This window comes from Parabacteroides bouchesdurhonensis, assembly GCF_900186615.1.
Classification (GTDB): domain Bacteria; phylum Bacteroidota; class Bacteroidia; order Bacteroidales; family Tannerellaceae; genus Parabacteroides; species Parabacteroides bouchesdurhonensis.
Map to the genome: position 1 here is coordinate 981,581 of NZ_LT896588.1, position 17,243 is coordinate 998,823.

General features: G+C 40.3%; 14 protein-coding genes. 5 read left to right on the forward strand and 9 right to left on the reverse strand.

The features are described from left to right. Positions 1-2: 2 nt before the first annotated feature. A complete protein-coding gene (locus C1721_RS04295) occupies positions 3-1,130 on the reverse strand; it encodes a hypothetical protein (protein ID WP_102407304.1) in 1,128 nt (375 codons plus the stop codon). 155 nt (positions 1,131-1,285) lie between these two features. Between C1721_RS04295 and C1721_RS04300 the strand changes: the two genes are divergently transcribed. After that, the gene (locus C1721_RS04300; protein ID WP_102407305.1) at positions 1,286-2,236 is read left to right on the forward strand and encodes an SMP-30/gluconolactonase/LRE family protein; all 951 of its coding nucleotides are present in this window, start codon (positions 1,286-1,288) and stop codon (positions 2,234-2,236) included. Between the two features lie 310 nt (positions 2,237-2,546). After that, entirely contained in the window at positions 2,547-4,718 is a 2,172-nt protein-coding gene (gene rnr / locus C1721_RS04305; RefSeq protein WP_102407306.1) for a ribonuclease R, read from the forward strand. Between the two features lie 107 nt (positions 4,719-4,825). Here the strand turns inward: rnr and C1721_RS04310 are convergent, their stop codons facing one another. From C1721_RS04310 to C1721_RS04325, 4 genes are all read right to left on the reverse strand, one after another. Then, positions 4,826-5,038, reverse strand: a complete 213-nt coding sequence (locus C1721_RS04310) for an immunity 17 family protein (RefSeq protein WP_102407307.1) — start codon at positions 5,036-5,038, stop codon at positions 4,826-4,828. A gap of 4 nt (positions 5,039-5,042) precedes the next feature. Beyond that, the gene (gene tsaE / locus C1721_RS04315) at positions 5,043-5,462 is read right to left on the reverse strand and encodes a tRNA (adenosine(37)-N6)-threonylcarbamoyltransferase complex ATPase subunit type 1 TsaE (RefSeq protein WP_102407308.1); all 420 of its coding nucleotides are present in this window, start codon (positions 5,460-5,462) and stop codon (positions 5,043-5,045) included. An 80-nt stretch (positions 5,463-5,542) separates the two neighbouring features. Continuing rightward, positions 5,543-7,093 (reverse strand): T9SS response regulator signal transducer PorX, encoded by a 1,551-nt coding sequence (gene porX, locus C1721_RS04320; protein ID WP_102407309.1) that lies wholly within the window; start codon positions 7,091-7,093, stop codon positions 5,543-5,545. Positions 7,094-7,209: 116 nt separating this feature from the next. Continuing rightward, positions 7,210-8,709: a potassium/proton antiporter gene (locus C1721_RS04325; RefSeq protein ID WP_102407310.1), complete on the reverse strand. Its 1,500-nt coding sequence runs from the start codon at positions 8,707-8,709 to the stop codon at positions 7,210-7,212. Positions 8,710-8,900: 191 nt separating this feature from the next. On the opposite strand from C1721_RS04325, the gene C1721_RS04330 reads away from it, so the two are divergent. From C1721_RS04330 to C1721_RS04340, 3 genes are all read left to right on the forward strand, one after another. Next, on the forward strand, positions 8,901-11,564 hold the full coding sequence (locus C1721_RS04330; RefSeq protein WP_102407311.1) for a transglutaminase family protein: 2,664 nt from the start codon (positions 8,901-8,903) through the stop codon (positions 11,562-11,564). 271 nt (positions 11,565-11,835) lie between these two features. Then, complete coding sequence (locus tag C1721_RS04335; protein ID WP_102407312.1) at positions 11,836-12,654, forward strand: phosphate ABC transporter substrate-binding protein; 819 nt, start codon at positions 11,836-11,838, stop codon at positions 12,652-12,654. 141 nt (positions 12,655-12,795) lie between these two features. After that, a complete protein-coding gene (locus tag C1721_RS04340; protein ID WP_102407313.1) occupies positions 12,796-13,863 on the forward strand; it encodes an NAD(P)H-dependent flavin oxidoreductase in 1,068 nt (355 codons plus the stop codon). A 106-nt stretch (positions 13,864-13,969) separates the two neighbouring features. Here C1721_RS04340 and C1721_RS04345 read toward each other — a convergent pair whose 3' ends face one another. The 4 genes from C1721_RS04345 to C1721_RS04360 form a co-directional block, all read right to left on the reverse strand. Beyond that, entirely contained in the window at positions 13,970-14,572 is a 603-nt protein-coding gene (locus C1721_RS04345) for a response regulator transcription factor (protein ID WP_102407314.1), read from the reverse strand. 2 nt (positions 14,573-14,574) lie between these two features. Continuing rightward, positions 14,575-15,270: a hemerythrin domain-containing protein gene (locus C1721_RS04350; RefSeq protein ID WP_199830425.1), complete on the reverse strand. Its 696-nt coding sequence runs from the start codon at positions 15,268-15,270 to the stop codon at positions 14,575-14,577. Positions 15,271-15,359: 89 nt separating this feature from the next. Next, the gene (locus C1721_RS04355) at positions 15,360-16,514 is read right to left on the reverse strand and encodes a Rid family hydrolase (protein WP_102407316.1); all 1,155 of its coding nucleotides are present in this window, start codon (positions 16,512-16,514) and stop codon (positions 15,360-15,362) included. 6 nt (positions 16,515-16,520) lie between these two features. Next, complete coding sequence (locus C1721_RS04360) at positions 16,521-17,228, reverse strand: hypothetical protein (RefSeq protein WP_102407317.1); 708 nt, start codon at positions 17,226-17,228, stop codon at positions 16,521-16,523. Between the last annotated feature and the right edge of the window lie 15 nt (positions 17,229-17,243).

Below are 17,243 nucleotides of genomic sequence, written 5' to 3' on the forward strand. Positions count from 1 at the left end.
TATTATAAGTTTTTAATATACGCTCTTCTCGATTTATGATGTTCCCTTTTAAAATAATCCCATTGGGCTTGTACGGCATTGTTTGTTTCCAATTCAGGATTACTTTCCGCATAAACAGCGCCCACTTTCTTATATACGGGTATCAAGTCATTAAACAATAACGCATTCACACCTTTGCTTTGATATTCAGGAAGTACGCCGGTCAGATACAAGTCTATTACCTTTGGTTTACTCTTTAATGCCCTTAACAAATAAATCCATCCAAACGGGAACATATGCCCTCTTGCCTTTTGTAATGCTTTCGACAGGTTCGGCAACGAAATTCCAAAGCCCACTACCGAGTCATCTTCTTCCTTCACGATAAGAGTGACCAGATCGAAACGGAGCATCGGGATATACATTTTGATATAATAATCTATTTGTTTCTCTGTAAGCGGCGCGAAACCATATAAAGGAGCAAATGCCGCATTTAACGTATGGAACACCGGACGAGCATAAGGCATGATTTCTTTCGCATTCTTAAACTTCATCACCTTTAGCCCATACTTCTTCTTTACAATCTCTCCGATACGCAGATGTTTCTCCGGCACACCCTCGGGGATATAAATCTTAAACTCATGCCAATCCTGGTCTTTCCTGAATCCGATACGTTCTATTTGTTTCGGGTAATAAGGATAATTATAAATGGTTGCCATTGTTCCGACCTGATCGAAACCTTCTATCAACATCCCTTCATGATCCATGTCTGTAAATCCCATTGGTCCGTGAAGTTCATTCATTCCTTGCTCCCGTGCCCATTTTTCTACCGCACCAAACAAGGCATCCACCACTTCGTCATCATCAATAAAATCTACAAATCCGAAACGAGCTCGTTTTTGTCCCCAAGTTTCATTACTTGGCCTATTTATCATTCCGGCAATACGTCCTACAATTTTACCCCCTTTGTAAGCTAAAAAATAGATCGCATCACAAACCTCAAAAGCCGGATTCTTCTTTTTGTCCAACGTAACCATCTCTTCTTCTATCAAGCCTGGTACGTGATAAGGATTGTTTTTATATAAATCTATATTGAACTTAACAAACTTCTTAAGTTCGCTCTTTTTAGTTACTTCTTTTATTATTATGTCCATCCATATTCTAATTTGAACGGCAAATTTACATAAATAAATTGATTGTGTAAATAAATAATGCCCGTTCGATGTTAAACAAAACTATAAGTTTTAGTATGTTTGCAGAACAAAATCAAGGCAGGCAATAGTATCTTATACAAACATTACTTACTTATATGAGACATCTACTATGTTTTTTATTACTTTCTTTTTTTATATTCTCAGGTAGTTCATGTATAGACCATCCTCAAATTTACACAGCCGAGAAAGTTTTTGAAATAGATGCCACCACAAGCGGAAGTTCTATCTGGCATCCTGACCGTCGCAGCCTTTTCTGGATAGACATGCAGGAAGAAACTCTTTATGAATATCTTCCGGAAACGAAAGATTGCAATACCTGGAAGTTTAACCGGACGCTTTCAACCATTGTTCCGGAAACAGACACCACGGTAATCGTCGCTTTTCAGAACGAAATTGCCCGTATAAACCTAAATAACCAGAATATCACCACCGTTGCCTATATTCCGGATAAAAACGGAACTCTGAGCTGTAACAACGGAGAATGTGATCCAGAAGGCCGCCTTTGGGTAAGTACAACAAACCTGAAAGGGACGTCCAAAGCCAGTTCTCTATATTGTATTTTATCTGACGGGACTGTGACAGCAAAGCTTACCGATGTTTCCATTTCGAATGGTATCGTATGGTCTGCCAACAAAAAATATATGTATCATAACAACGCTTCAACCGGACGAATTACCCGTTACCGGTACGATGTAAGTAACGGAGATATTCTATATGATGGCACCGCTATTACAATCTCTTCCAAATATGGCTCGCCCAACAGCATGACAATAGACAGCAACGATAATTTATGGATTGCTTTGCAAGGCGGTTTCGGAGTATATTGCTATAACCCATACACCGGAGAGTTGTTGGCCAAAGTAGAAGTTCCCGCCCCGAATGTAACCTCTTGTGCATTCGGAGGAAAGAACATGAATGAATTATACATTACGACAGCCCGCAACGGACTATCGGAAGAAGAACTGAAAGAGTATCCTCTAAGCGGCAGTCTTTTTCATTGTATGCCAAACGCAAAAGGGGTTACAACGAATCGTTTTCATAATTAAGAGAATAGGCATTCCACCACTCCGGTTCTTATCAATCTAAAATGTTTCACATTATTTCAAGCCGGTGAAACTTTTGTTCCATCGGGATGAAACACTTGTTCCATCAGCATGAAACATTTGTTCCACCGGCATGAAACACTTGTTCCTCCAGCATGAAACGTTTGTTCCGCCGGCATGAAACAAAACAGAGCACAATTTATTATAAATGTAAACAGGATATCAATTATATTTATTTACTTTGTAAAAGAGTTATATTATCTAAGTAACGCGAATGTAAAAAGATACATATCTTTTTTTTAATTGTAAATATATGACAAAGAATAAGTCTGGAAAAAAGAATGACAAAGTAAAGAAAGACAATAGAAAAGGCAAACGAATGAAAAAAGAAGCAATGATCCATGCTATCATTTCAGCCTTTCAATCTTCTCCTAAAGAACCTTTCAACTATAAGCAAATAAGTAAAATCATTGGACTGGAAAATCAGGTACAAAGGCTACAAGTTGTAGACATCCTGTATGATTTGGCCGCCGAAGATTTCATAACAGAAATAGACCACGGACGCTACCGTCTTAATAATTTAGGCACGATTGCCATAGGGACATTTGCACGCCGTAGCAATGGAAAAAATTCATTTATACCGGAAGACGGAGGAACACCCGTATTTGTTGCCGAACGTAACTCCGGTCATGCCATGGACGGAGACAAAGTAAAAGTACAGCTTTTTGCCAAACGCAAAGGAGCAGAGCCGGAAGGTGAAGTTGTAGAAGTGCTGGAGACAAAAGAGCGCACTTTCGTAGGTAAACTGCAAGTCTCAGGTAGCTTCGCTTTCTTGATTACTGAAAACAAAACGCTTGCCAACGATATTTTCATTCCAAAGGAAAAGCTAAAGGGCGGAAAAAACGGAGACAAAGCAATCGTCCGTATCGTAGAATGGCCTGAAAATGCCAAAAACCCGCTAGGTGAAGTAGTCGATATACTAGGCGTTGCAGGACAAAACACAGCAGAAATGCACGCTATTCTGGCCGAGTTCGGTTTACCTTATAAATATCCGGAAAGCGTGAAAAAGGCAGCCGATAAAATACCCGATGTTATTTCTCCCGAAGAGATAGCCCAACGTGAAGACTACCGTAAAGTCCTTACTTTCACTATAGACCCTAAAGACGCGAAAGACTTTGACGATGCCCTTTCGGCTCAACGTCTTGAAAACGGTAATTGGGAAGTGGGCGTTCATATTGCCGATGTTACGCATTATGTAAAACAAGACGGGATAATAGACAAAGAAGCGGTAAGCCGCGCAACATCGGTTTATCTGGTAGACCGCACGATACCCATGCTGCCCGAACGTTTGTGCAACCAAATATGCTCCCTTCGTCCGGATGAAGAAAAACTTTGCTTTTCCGCTATTTTTGAGTTAAACGAAGATGCAGAAGTGAAGAACTCACGCATCCGCCGTACGGTTATCAAGAGTGACCGCCGCTTTGCTTATGAAGAGGCCCAACAAGTTATCGAAACCGGAGAAGGAGACTGCAAAGAGGCTATTCTGGTATTAAATGCTTTAGCAAAAAAGCTGCGTGAGAAACGTTTCAAGAACGGAGCGATTAACTTCGACAGATATGAAGTAAAATTTGAAATAGACGAATACGGCAAACCGATAAGCGTTTACTTCAAGGAATCAAAAGAGGCCAATAAGCTGATTGAAGAGTTTATGTTGCTTGCCAACCGCACGGTCGCCGAGTTTATAGGCCGTCCGCCTAAAGGAAAGACAAAGAAGACGTTTGTATATCGTATACATGAGTTACCGGACCCCAATAAAATGGAGAACTTCGCCAGCTTTATCCGGCGCTTCGGCTACAAACTGAAAACGGAAGGAAATAAAGGCGAAGTATCTAAAGGCATCAATAGCTTACTTGATTCCGTACAAGGCAAGCCGGAAGAGAACCTGATTGAAACGGTAGCCATCCGTGCCATGCAGAAAGCCAAGTATTCTACAGACAATGTAGGACATTATGGCCTGGCATTCGATTATTATACACACTTTACCTCTCCTATCCGCCGGTATCCGGATATGATGGTACATCGTCTGCTTGAGCGTTATATGGAAGGAGGACGCAGCGTAGCAAAAAACAAATACGAAGAGCTTTGCGAACATTGTTCGGAAATGGAACAAGTGGCAGCCAATGCCGAACGCGCCTCAATAAAATACAAGCAGGTTGAGTTTATGAGCGACAAACTGGGCATGGTGTTTGACGGCGTTATTTCCGGCGTAACCGAATGGGGACTTTATGTAGAGTTGAATGAGAATAAATGCGAAGGCCTTGTTCCCATCCGCGATTTGGATGATGATTATTATGAGTTCGACGAAAAGAACTATTGCCTGATAGGCCGCCGTAAAAAGCGTCAGTATCGTTTAGGCGATCCCATCACTATAAAAGTAGCCCAAGCAAATTTGGAACGTAAGCAGTTGGATTTCCAGTTAGTATAAATGCTAAATGACACACAGATGATGCAGACTTGCTTAATCTACATCATCTGTATGCCATTATAGAGCAAAAGCCAGGATACAATTTGCAGGAAATTATACTTTTATATTTACCAATAAAGGAATCCAGCCACACCACAGGCTATCAATGCCAGTCCTAAAAGGACATAAAAGACACGTGCGCCTCCGCGACCAAACCTTTTTACAAAGGTAGCAGCTCCACTTGTCTGGAAATACCAATCGAGATTAAAAGCAGCTGCAATAATAGAGAAAGCTCCTAAAACTATAAATAAAATAAGGATGAAATATTCGGAAGGTTCCATAAACTTATTCCCATTTCACGGTGCGTGAACCGTCTTCGTCTTCACTAATTGTTACCGGAACGACATCACCGGGGAGCAGTTCGTCCACTTTCTCCGGCCATTCAATAAAACAAAGGGCGCCGCTATAGAAGTAATCTTCCGTTCCTATGTCTTCGGCTTCACTCAGTTTATTGATTCGATAGAAATCGAAATGATAAATAAGTTCACCCGTTTGCTCACTGCGATATTCATTAATGATTGCAAAAGTAGGGCTGTTTATCACATCCTCCACACCCAGTTCTTCACAGATAGCCTTGATAAAAGTAGTTTTACCCGCACCCATTTTCCCATAAAAAGCAAATACGGTGCGATCATCCATTGCCGCAATGAAATCCTTTGCAGCCTGACGAATGGTATCCAGACTTTCAATCTTTATTGTATTCATATAATTGTTCTTGTTAGTTTGTTATATATCCGCAGCAAAGGTAACTGAAAAATATATGCTTACGCTTATCTGATTCTTAATTATTTCGGTTCCATCGTGATAAAAGGTATCATCATCTCTTCCATAGAGATTCCTCCATGCTGGAACGTATTTTTATAATAAGAAACATAGTAGTTATAGTTATTGGGATAGGCGAAGAAGCTCTGGCCGGTAGCAAAAATATATTTACTGCTCAGGTTTGGCGACGGCAAACCAACCTTTTCCGGCTCACGTATATCAAATACGTCTTTCGGATTATAATTGAGGTTCTTGCCTACTTTGTAACGAAGATTGGTATTGGTATTCTTATCTCCTATTACTTTAATAGGATTATCTACGCGGATAGTTCCGTGATCGGTCGTAACAATCACCTTATAACCTTTTGTGGCAATTCGCTTAAACAGTTCTAAAGTAGATGAATGTTGAAACCATGATTTAGTAAGACTGCGATAAGCCGCTTCGCTCTCTGCCAATTCACGTATCATCTTATTTTCCGTACGGGCATGCGATAGCATATCTACAAAATTAAGCACAATCACATTCAACTGGTTATGCGTAAGAGAAGCTACATTGCCCAATAATTTCTCTCCATATTGCGAATCGTGCACCTTATTATAAGAGAAAGTATATTTTTTGCGGAAACGTTCTATTTGCGTCTTGATAAGTGGAGCTTCATTCAGGTTCTTGCCTTCTTCACTATCTTCATCCACCCATAACTCCGGAAACATCTTTTCTATTTGCGCAGGCATCAGACCGGAGAAGATAGAGTTTCGCGCATATTGGGTGGCAGTAGGAAGAATACTGTAATACAAATTCTCATCTATTGTATAATAGTCTGACAAGAGTTCCTTTACCACGCGCCATTGGTCCAAACGGAAATTATCAATCAGGATAAAAAATACTTTCTCATCATTATCCAATAAAGGAAATACCTTTTTCTTGAACAGGTCCGGACTCATCAAAGGACGGTTTTCCGGTTCTTGTATCCATTTGGTATAGTTCTTCTTTACAAACTTGCTGAAAGCATTATTAGCGTCTTCTTTCTGCATACGAAGCATATCCAGCATCTGCACCTGACTGTTTTCAAGCTCCAATTCCCAATAAACAAGTTTTTTATAAACCTCCATCCAGTCGTCCGTAGTCAGCGAATCATTTATTTGCATGCCGATACGGGCAAACTCTTGCTGATAGCTAACGGTGGTAGTTTCCGATATAATTACATTTTTATGTACATTCTTCTTAATAGACAAAAGAAGTTGATTAGGATTAACCGGTTTTATCAGGTAATCGGCAATCTTGTTTCCGATAGCCTGGTTCATAATACTTTCTTCCTCACTTTTAGTGACCATAACAACCGGGACGTTCGGATCAATTTCTTTTATAAAGGCAAGCGTTTCAAGGCCGGTAAGGCCGGGCATGTTCTCATCCAGAAAGATAATATCAAAAGTCTGTTCTTTACAACAGTCTATTGCATCTTGTCCACTGATTACAGAAACTACATCATATCCTTTCTCCTGTAAGAAAAGAATATGCGGTTTTAATAAATCAATTTCATCATCTGCCCAAAGGATTTTATCTTTCTTTATTGCCATACTGAATCTGGTTTGTGTTACAAATATACTGATAACCTCACATATAACAACGAGATTAAGGCTTTGTTTCGTATGTAGAGAACGAAATAGATTAAAAAGCCGGCATAATACAAATCTTAATTTTTCTTCATGGTATAATCTTGAATGCCTAAAGATTCGTATGCCTGGAGTAGAGCTTCATCGTTGTCGGAAATCATCAGTAATTTATCGTTTTCCTTCAACTCGGTATTGCCTTTTGGTATAAAATAGCGTCCGTTACGCTTAACCATTACCGCCAAAGTATGATCGGGTAAAGTAAGCTCCATTAATTTATTACCATGATTGAGAACTGCCGGAGTGATATCAATCTCGCTCATTGCACTTTTTATATCTTCCGGCAATTCAATACCGAACTCATCTTTCTTCTCAGGCTCGTCTATCTGATCCAGCCATTTGGCAGCCAAAGTAACCGTCGTTCCTTGAATCAACAAAGAAAGGATTGTTATAAAAAACACGACGTTGAATATTAATCCGGCGTGTTCCACACCGGCTATTAACGGATATGTTGCAAAGATGATAGGCACTGCACCACGCAATCCTACCCATGATATATACAATTTTCCTTTTAAATCAAAGTTTTTATAAGGGAGCAAACAAAGGAATACACTAACAGGACGAGCTATTATAATCATGAAAACACCTATCGTCAAGCCGATGCCGGCAACAGGTAACAGTTCATGAGGATTCACCAGCAGTCCCAAGGTCAAGAACATAACAATCTGCCATAGCCAAGCGAAACCGTCAAAGAATGTACCGATACTTTTCTTATGTACAATCTTCGCATTTCCCACTACCAGCCCGGCAATATACACAGCCAGATAGCCGTTGCCTTTGCATAAAGTAGTTGCCGAGAATGTTAGAAACGCTGTTGCCAAAATTAATATAGGATAGAGGGAAGCATTATCAATGTCAATGTGATTAATTACATATACCGCTATTTTCCCGAACGCATATCCGGCAATAGCGCCTATTACCAATTGAATTAGCAAAGAGAGACCAGCTTCGGCAATATTCATGCCGCCACTTTGAATATAAGAAATCAATATTAAAGTCAACATATAAGCCATCGGGTCATTACTACCGCTCTCCAGTTCCAAAGTAGGCCGTAACTTTTGTTTCAGATAAACCCCTTTACTACGCAGAATGGAGAAAACCGAAGCCGAATCGGTAGAAGACATTACAGCGGCTAATAATAATGACTCGGGAAATGTCAATGAAACATATCCGGAGATAAAAGCAGAAAGCCAATAAATAAATCCTCCTGTAATAAATGTAGTGGCTAATACCCCAACAGTAGCCAACACTACACCTTGAGAAGCAATCGGTTTTACTTCCGAGAACTTCGTGTCCATACCGCCGGAGAACAGTATAATACTCAATGCCAACATACCGATAAACTGGGCGATATGAGGATTACTGAACTGAATCCCTAATCCGTCACTACCAAACAACATCCCGACTCCCAGGAACAGGAGCAATGCAGGAAGTCCAAAGCGGTAACCGGCCTTTCCTGCAAAAATACTGAAGAATAAAATGACTGAGGCTATTAATAATACCTCTTCGGCATTGTGGAACATAGGCTAATATGATTTACTTATTATTATTTGTTACAAAGTTCGCAAACTTTCTAAAAGAGAAAAAGCAATTATTAGACAAAAATACTTATAATCCTCCATTATTCCTATATAATATTAACAAGCTTTTTCTGTATAGAGTTTTCCGTATATCGCATTAAATCACTACTTTTGCCACATATATAATTCGCTTTATGAACAAAAAACATCTATTTACACTACTGTGTGCTCTTCTATTAATAACAAGCTGTAACCAGCAGGAGCACTTTATTACCAATAACGCTTACAGAGCAGAAGTAGAGAAAGACTTCCAAGCCAAACAAGCAGCCTTACCGAACGGCAATCTGTTCGATGTATTTAATGAACAAATGACTCCGAAAGAAAAAGAGGCGCTTACCTTCATGTATGCTTACATGCCTATCGGAGATATAACAGACTATAACGGTGATTTCTATTTAGAGAATATCCGTTCTTCGTTCCGTGCACAGAAAGAAATGCCTTGGGGCGACAGCATTCCGGAAGATATATTCCGTCATTTTGTTCTTCCGGTACGTATTAACAATGAAAATCTGGATAACAGCCACATGATCTTTTATGACGAACTGAAAGACCGCGTTAAGGATATGTCTTTATATGACGCTATACTGGAAGTAAATCATTGGTGTCATGAAAAAGTAATTTACACACCGTCGGACGGACGAACCAGTTCACCACTGGCTTCGGTCAAGACGGCTTACGGACGTTGCGGTGAAGAGTCTACTTTTACGGTGGCTGCTCTTCGTTCCGTAGGTATTCCTGCCCGTCAGGTGTACACTCCGAGATGGGCGCATACCGACGATAACCACGCATGGGTAGAAGCATGGGTAGACGGGAAATGGTATTTCCTGGGAGCTTGTGAGCCGGAACCGATACTGAATATGGGCTGGTTTAACGGGCCTGCATATCGTGGCATGTTGATGCACACAAAAGTGTTTGGTAAATATAACGGTCCGGAAGACGTTATGGAACGGACGGATGGATATACGGAAATCAATGTTATAGACAACTATGCCCCTTCGGCTAAAGCCGAAATCATTATTACCGACGTGGAAGGCAAGCCGGTGCAAGATGCAGAGGTGGAGTTTAAGATATATAATTATGCCGAGTTCTACTCGGTTGCACGTAAACAGACTGATGCCGAAGGCAAATGCTCTCTTTCTGCCGGCAAAGGAGACATGCTTGTCTGGGCAAGTAAAGACGGCAAGTTTGGTTATAGCAAAGTTTCTTTCGGCAAAGACGGTAGTATAACGATCAAGTTGGATAAAATGCCGGGCGATGCCATTGATATGGTATCACTGGATATTGTTCCGCCGATAGACGGTTCTATACCGGCCAACGTAACCGAAGAACAAAAAGAAGCGAATGCCAAGCGTTTGCTGGAGGAAGACGCTATCCGTAATAAATATGTAGCGACTTTCTACACGGAAGACAAAGCGGAAGCCCTTGCTAAGGAGTTAGGAGCAGACCCCAACCTGACCGTCAAGTATATGCTGGCAAGTCGTGGCAATTACAATGAAATAGAGAAGTTCCTTCGTGAGACTCCTGCCGATAAGCGTGCACAGGCAATCGCTTTGCTGGGCGTCATCTCTTCTAAAGACGTTCGCGACACTCCGGCTTCGGTATTGGCAGACCATTTGAATAATACGCCTCAATCGGATAGTGAACTATATACAGAATACATCATGAATCCGCGCGTGGCTCTGGAATTCCTTACGCCGTATAAGAGCTTCTTTGCCGCAAATGTAGATCCGGCGTTTGCAAAACAAGCAAAGGATGATCCGCAAGTATTGGTTCAATGGGTAAAGGATAGTATTTCCATAAACAACGCGCTGAACCCTCAGCGAATATCCATCATGCCGATTGGTGTATGGAAAGCACGCGTGGCGGATATAAATTCAAGAGACATTTTCTTTGTCGCTTTAGCCCGCAGCTTAGGTATTCCGGCTCGCATTGAACCGGTTGCCCGTAAAGTGCAATACAATAAAGAAGGACAATGGGTGGATGTAGACTTTGAAGCCGCAGCACCGGTTAATACTAAATATGGTAAAGTGGTTGCTTCTTACACGCCTATCAAAGCTTTGCAAGACCCGAAATATTTTAGCCATTTCACGATTGCGAAAGTATTACCGAACGGCAAACTGCAAACCTTGAATTTTGAATCCGGCAATGGAGCCGATATGGGAACAGGCGATACCTGGAGCGCTTTGCTCAAGAAGCCGATGACGCTTGATGCCGGCAACTATGTATTGGTTACCGGAACGCGTATGGCAAACGGCAGTGTATTGTCTGAAATGACTTTCTTCAAAGTGGAAGAAGGCAAGACCACACCCATCAAACTGGAAATGCGAGAGAATAAAGATGAAGTACAGGTGATAGGCAACTTCAATTCCGAAGACAAATTCATCCGAGCCGATAATGGTGAAGAAACAAGTGTACTGGCAACCACCGGACGCGGCTATTATGTCGTAGCTATTCTGGGCGCTCGCCAAGAACCCACCAATCATGCCATGCGTGACATAGCAGCCGTTAAGAGTGAATTGGAAGAATGGGGACGCGGCATGGTTTTGCTTTTCCCGGACGAAAAGGGTTACAAGAACTTCGATCCGAAGGAATTCGGAGAATTGCCCAATACAATCACTTACGGCATTGACATCGACAACGCAATCCAGAAGGAAATAGCCGATGCTATGAAGCTGCCGCAATCCAATACATTGCCCATCTTTATCATAGCCGACACGTTTAACCGGGTTGTATTCGTATCCCAGGGCTATACGATTGGTTTGGGTGATCAGCTAATGAAAGTGATACATAAATTGTAATCGAATTTTACTGCATATTCAGTAATGCTCTTACCGCGTACACGGTAAGACCTTTGCGGCGTACACGGTAAGACCTTTGCGGCGTACACGGTAAGAGCATTACTGTTATAACGGTAACGCCCTTGCTGTGTAAACGCCAAAACGAAGTTAGGTAAAAGCCCGTCAGACAGCCTCTTCCCCCTTATTATTTTCACACAATTGTAACACCTGTTTCACCCTGCTGAAATACGGCTACCGTTACTTTGTATTCACAAAATAATAAGACGCAAAGATGAAAAAGACAATTATTCTGGCTGCTATGGCAGCTTATATGTTTACAACAAACGTATTTGCTCAAAAGATTAAAGGAAGTGACACCTGCCTTCCTGTAACCCAAAGCGAAGCCGAAAGTTTTATGAATAAAAACAAAGGGGCGAGTGTTACGGTAACCGGCGGAGGATCAGGTGTTGGAATATCCGCATTAATGGAAGGAACTACCGACATTGCGATGTCTTCCCGTAAAATAAAATTCGATGAAAAGGTTCGCATGCAAGAAGCAGGAAAAGCACCTAAAGAAGTAGTAATTGCTTACGATGCATTAGCCGTTGTTGTACATCCATCAAACAAAGTATCTAACCTCACACGCGAACAGCTAGAAGGTATCTTTACCGGAAAAATAAAGAACTGGAAAGAAGTAGGTGGCGCCGATATGAAAATAGTAGCCTACTCACGTGAAACGTCTTCCGGAACTTATGAATTCTTCAAAGAAAATGTATTAAAGAATAAAAATTACATGAACGGTATCCTCAGCATGCCGGCAACAGGAGCTATTATCCAGAGTGTAAGCCAAACAAAAGGGGCTATCGGCTATGTAGGACTTGCCTACATTAATAAGGATGTAAAGCCTGTCCATGTATCTTATGATGCCGGTAAAACGTATACCGAACCATCTATGGAAAATGCAAAAAATAAAACATATCCTATCGTACGCCCATTATTCTATTACTACGAAACAAAGAATGCAAACAAAGTAAAACCTTTTATAGATTACGTACTTTCGTCCGAAGGACAAGCCATTGTAAAAAAGATAGGCTATATACCTGTAAAATAAGTATAAAAGACTTTCTTTTATAAACTGAATTGATTCTACTGCACAACCATAATTATTTTGTGCAATAATATTGGTCTGTTTTGTGCATTTAATAGGATATTATTCTACCTTTGTAACGTTATTTACAAACTATCTTATTTAATGAAGACATTGACAATCGGGGATCTTAAAGCCCGTATCCCAATTATCCAAGGTGGGATGGGCGTAGGAATTTCCCTATCCGGCTTAGCCTCAGCCGTTGCAAACGAAGGTGGAATCGGCGTAATCTCCGCCGCCGGTCTCGGACTTTTATACAAAAAATTATCTCCCAATTACACTGAAGCAGGTAATCTCGGTCTGGCAGAAGAAATTCGCAAAGCACGTGAGAAAGCAAAAGGTATTATCGGTGTAAATGTGATGGTTGCTCTCTCCGATTTTGCAGAATTGGTGAAAACCAGTATCGCAGAAAAGGTGGATATTATTTTTAGCGGTGCAGGTCTACCATTGGACCTTCCTGCGTTTCTCAAGAAAGACAGTGTAACAAAATTGGTACCTATCGTATCGAGTGCACGTGCCATACGTATTATTTGCGAAAAATGGAAAAACAATTATGACTATCTCCCCGATGCCGTTGTGCTGGAAGGCCCTAAAGCCGGCGGACACCTTGGCTATAAGGAGAATCAATTGGAAGACGAACATTTTTCATTAGAAGAACTTTTACCTCAGGTGGTAGAAGAAGTTTCACACTTCGAAAAGAAGTACGATAAGAAGATCCCGGTAATTGCAGCAGGAGGCATTTACACAGGTGAAGATATCAAACGCGTGATGGACCTTGGAGCATCTGGCGTTCAGTTAGGAACACGCTTCGTTACAACAAACGAGTGCGATGCCTCGGAAGCTTTTAAAGAAAGCTACATAAAGGCTGAGGAAAAAGACATTGAAATAATCAAAAGTCCGGTCGGTATGCCGGGCCGGGCTATTCATTGCAACTTCCTCGACAAGGTAAAACAAGGGATCAAACAGCCCAAAGCCTGTCCTTTTAATTGTATCAAGACATGTGATATATCACGCAGTCCGTATTGTATTGTGACCGCTTTATATAACGCATTCAAAGGTAATTTTGAAAATGGATATGCTTTTGCAGGCAGTAATGCCTGGAGAGCCAGCCGGATCACATCCGTTAAGGAAACTATTTCAGAATTAATAAATGAATGGAAGGCTAAAATGTAAAACCTGATTTAAAAGGTGAAGTAAATAAAAAAGGCATCGTTTACACAAATTTCCGTAAAAGGAAGAATTGCTGTAAACGATGTCTTTTTCATTTCTATTATGTTATTTACTGGATATCTTTTAATTCTACCAGTTTATTAACAATAGCATAAATAGTAAGACCGCTGGCACTATGAATCTGGAGCTTACGCGCAATATTACGACGGTGTGTAATGACAGTATGGGTAGAAAGAAACAGACGGTCTGCAATTTCACGGTTTGTCATTCCTTTCACTACACAAATAACTATCTCTTTTTCCCGAGAACTTAGCGTCTGCTGTTCATCATTTTCAGATACTTCGGGTATATCATCAACCAGTAAGCGTTCCAATTTTTGCTTGATCTCAGCCATATTATCATACAACCCTATCTGATCATCGTAAAAACGAAGTATTTGCGGATCGACAACACTACATAGTAAAGCGATACATTTCATTTCGGAGCATGTACTTTCATCTTTGATAGATTGCAAACCTGAGTAGCCTAATAATGCCGGATTTATAATTAATAATTCCGGCCTGTGTATTCGCAACGATTCTAATAAGTTTTCTACAGTACTTATTTCTGTAAGTTGAGTACGTAACCCCGGCAATTGTCGCAAAACAGTCTCCATACCACAACGAATAATGGCAGATGGTTCGACAATAGCAATCTTCAACGTGGAATTCATTACTATCGATTTAATTGTTTTTCCAAAGCCAAAATAGCAGGAACAAAGAGGTAATCTTCTACATGATTATGAGAAGCCAAGTCTTGTTCAGTAGAAAATATATCAAATAAAACGCTATTCAATAAATAACTATCCTTTCCAGGATAATATTTAATAAGAATATTTTTCAGTTCAGAAATCTTCATTTCTATCTGATCGTGTCGTTTTTTAAAGATCGTAATATTATACTTTGGGTCTTTCTTCCCTCTTAGCAAAGCACGTACATAAGGGAAAACATTTTTTTCTTCATATGACATGTGCTTGTTTACCTCTTCTGTATATTCATCAAAAAACTGCCTGATAACAAATGCGACATCTTTCGGACAATCAACAATAGCATCATCCAGTTTACGACGGATATGCGGCAAACGAAAATTCAGAAAATAGTCGTGAGCATTATGTAAATAGAGAATCAGCGATTCAATGGAAAGGCATTTATTGACATCAGTAATAGGCTCATTCTTATTTTCTATCAGAAAATTCACTACAGTAAGAAACGTACAAACATCCACGTCATTCTGCCGGCAAACTTCTCCTATATTCTTTTCACCAAAACCAAGGGCTATGCCAAAACGGCTCATTACAAGAACCATTGGATAGTTCTCACAAATCAGATCACTCATTTTGTCTGTTTCCCGATATATACTATTCTTGTACATAGATTTTTTACTAACTTGTTTAGGTACTTGAATAGTCAAAGATACTTCTTTTTCCTCCATATCCAGTGTATGTTATTAATATTTAGTATTTACAAGGGAGCATAACGTTCGTCTTCAACAGGGATTATCGCCATACATTCAGTTTCTATCAGCCAACCCGGACGACACACAGGAGCTAATACAATTAACTGCGGTAATTGAGGATAATGCTTTTCAAAATATTGTTTAACGACCAGATAATCCGCCGGATCCCGCAAATAAGTTATGGCCTGACAAATCGCTTCTGTTCCTGCCCCGGCCTCTTGCAGCAATACACAAATATTTTCCATCATCCGTTCCGTCTGTTGCAGGATATCACCGGGATAAACAATTTCACCACGATTATCGATACTTGCCGTACCGGATATAAAGATATGGCGTCGGTCTCCATATGTTACAGATGTTCCCCGTTCAAAAGTCACTCCATATTCATAGGTTGGATTCAGATGAGTTGGAGCATAAAGAAATTGTATCTGCTCCGGTTGCAATCCATCAACAGCATAACTGTCCATTTGCACAAGTACATTAGGATCAGCATGCCGTCCTTCAATGCCGGTACTGGAAATATAATGTGTCTTTTCCGTTAAATCTTGAGTCATAAAAACTTCTTTACGGGCTTTAACTACTCCGGCATAGTTCACATCCACATTTTGTACAAAAAACCAGGTACGGATGCAATTTCGTGCTAATGTACAATGCCGGCTCATCAATTGCATGACATAATCATTAAACAATAACCTTGTTTGATATTCAGAATTAGAAGCCTTATTATAAGCACTTCCATTCCACAAATGACGATAACCATTATGTGCCGCTTCAAACAAGCCATTATCATACGTTTGCACCTGCATATTGCTTTGTAAATAAGTCCATAAAGCAATCTTAGTCCCATTAAGCGGAGGCTGTTGAACAATTGAAAGCGGACAAAAAGCATTTTCACACTCCCATTCCATTATTACATCAGCTTGATTAACCGCATCACTTAGAAAATAACGACGAAAAACAGGGATTGCTTTCCTTATCTCGTCTTCCTGCATAACAGCCGAATAAGCTTTTTGTAAACGTTCCAATTGGATATAAAAAGGTAGGCACGGATCTATTACGGAAGCCATCAAATGGAATTCCGCCACACCCCCTTTCCCAATAAAACTATTGATTTGGATCTGTATGCTATTCTCTTCGTATATTTTTATTGAGTAATTCATATATTATTAATTGTCTTTGGCTCCTTGGGTTATCCATTCTTTAATAAGAGTTACCAGTTCATCCTGAGGAAGCACATCGGTATGATTGTAATCTACAATATCTTCCGTCAAAATATCCACCAAAAAACTTTGGGAAGGCATACCCGGCTCTATTCTATTTTTATTGGTAGCAGACAGGTTTGCTTTTACTTTTACCAAATTCATATAACTTTTGCCATCTGTCAGAGAAAGTCCGGCAGCAGCCTTATCTCCGGCTTCATGACAGGGCGCACAATAATTATCAAAAACCTGATGCTGTATTCTGTCAAATGAAGCAACATTAATCTGACTGATCGGTAATACCACATCTTCAGTTGCATTGCTAATATCGTAAGTATAATAATTATATATCAATTTACGCCCTTTCGTCAAAATCGAGATTCCTATTGTTCTTGCTTCTTCCGGCAATCCGTTCAAATCAAGTACAACAATATCATTTTCCGATTTTGGAACGGAGATTTGCTTTGACATAAGTGGATTCTCCGTATCGTTACCATAAGCGGCCAACACCATCTGATAAGCGGATGGCCAAGCCTTTAATCCACTAAAAGAAACTTCCATCGTTGCTTTAAGTCCTTCTGCTTCTCCTGTGCCTTCGGGATGTAAATCACCGTCATCACAGGAAATAAGCAAAAGGAACACAGCAAAAAATAATTTATATATAATCTTATTCATTTTATTTTTCGTTAT

What these genes read in the sequence shown, in the direction of transcription:
- C1721_RS04360 (WP_102407317.1), bottom strand. Translation starts at nt 17,228, where the DNA reads ATGAATAAGATTATATATAAATTATTTTTTGCTGTGTTCCTTTTGCTT.
- C1721_RS04300 (WP_102407305.1), top strand. Translation starts at nt 1,286, where the DNA reads ATGAGACATCTACTATGTTTTTTATTACTTTCTTTTTTTATATTCTCA.
- C1721_RS04295 (WP_102407304.1), bottom strand. Translation starts at nt 1,130, where the DNA reads ATGGACATAATAATAAAAGAAGTAACTAAAAAGAGCGAACTTAAGAAG.
- C1721_RS04325 (WP_102407310.1), bottom strand. Translation starts at nt 8,709, where the DNA reads ATGTTCCACAATGCCGAAGAGGTATTATTAATAGCCTCAGTCATTTTA.
- C1721_RS04355 (WP_102407316.1), bottom strand. Translation starts at nt 16,514, where the DNA reads ATGAATTACTCAATAAAAATATACGAAGAGAATAGCATACAGATCCAA.
- rnr (WP_102407306.1), top strand. Translation starts at nt 2,547, where the DNA reads ATGACAAAGAATAAGTCTGGAAAAAAGAATGACAAAGTAAAGAAAGAC.
- porX (WP_102407309.1), bottom strand. Translation starts at nt 7,093, where the DNA reads ATGGCAATAAAGAAAGATAAAATCCTTTGGGCAGATGATGAAATTGAT.
- tsaE (WP_102407308.1), bottom strand. Translation starts at nt 5,462, where the DNA reads ATGAATACAATAAAGATTGAAAGTCTGGATACCATTCGTCAGGCTGCA.
- C1721_RS04335 (WP_102407312.1), top strand. Translation starts at nt 11,836, where the DNA reads ATGAAAAAGACAATTATTCTGGCTGCTATGGCAGCTTATATGTTTACA.
- C1721_RS04345 (WP_102407314.1), bottom strand. Translation starts at nt 14,572, where the DNA reads ATGAATTCCACGTTGAAGATTGCTATTGTCGAACCATCTGCCATTATT.
- C1721_RS04330 (WP_102407311.1), top strand. Translation starts at nt 8,901, where the DNA reads ATGAACAAAAAACATCTATTTACACTACTGTGTGCTCTTCTATTAATA.
- C1721_RS04350 (WP_199830425.1), bottom strand. Translation starts at nt 15,270, where the DNA reads ATGTACAAGAATAGTATATATCGGGAAACAGACAAAATGAGTGATCTG.
- C1721_RS04310 (WP_102407307.1), bottom strand. Translation starts at nt 5,038, where the DNA reads ATGGAACCTTCCGAATATTTCATCCTTATTTTATTTATAGTTTTAGGA.
- C1721_RS04340 (WP_102407313.1), top strand. Translation starts at nt 12,796, where the DNA reads ATGAAGACATTGACAATCGGGGATCTTAAAGCCCGTATCCCAATTATC.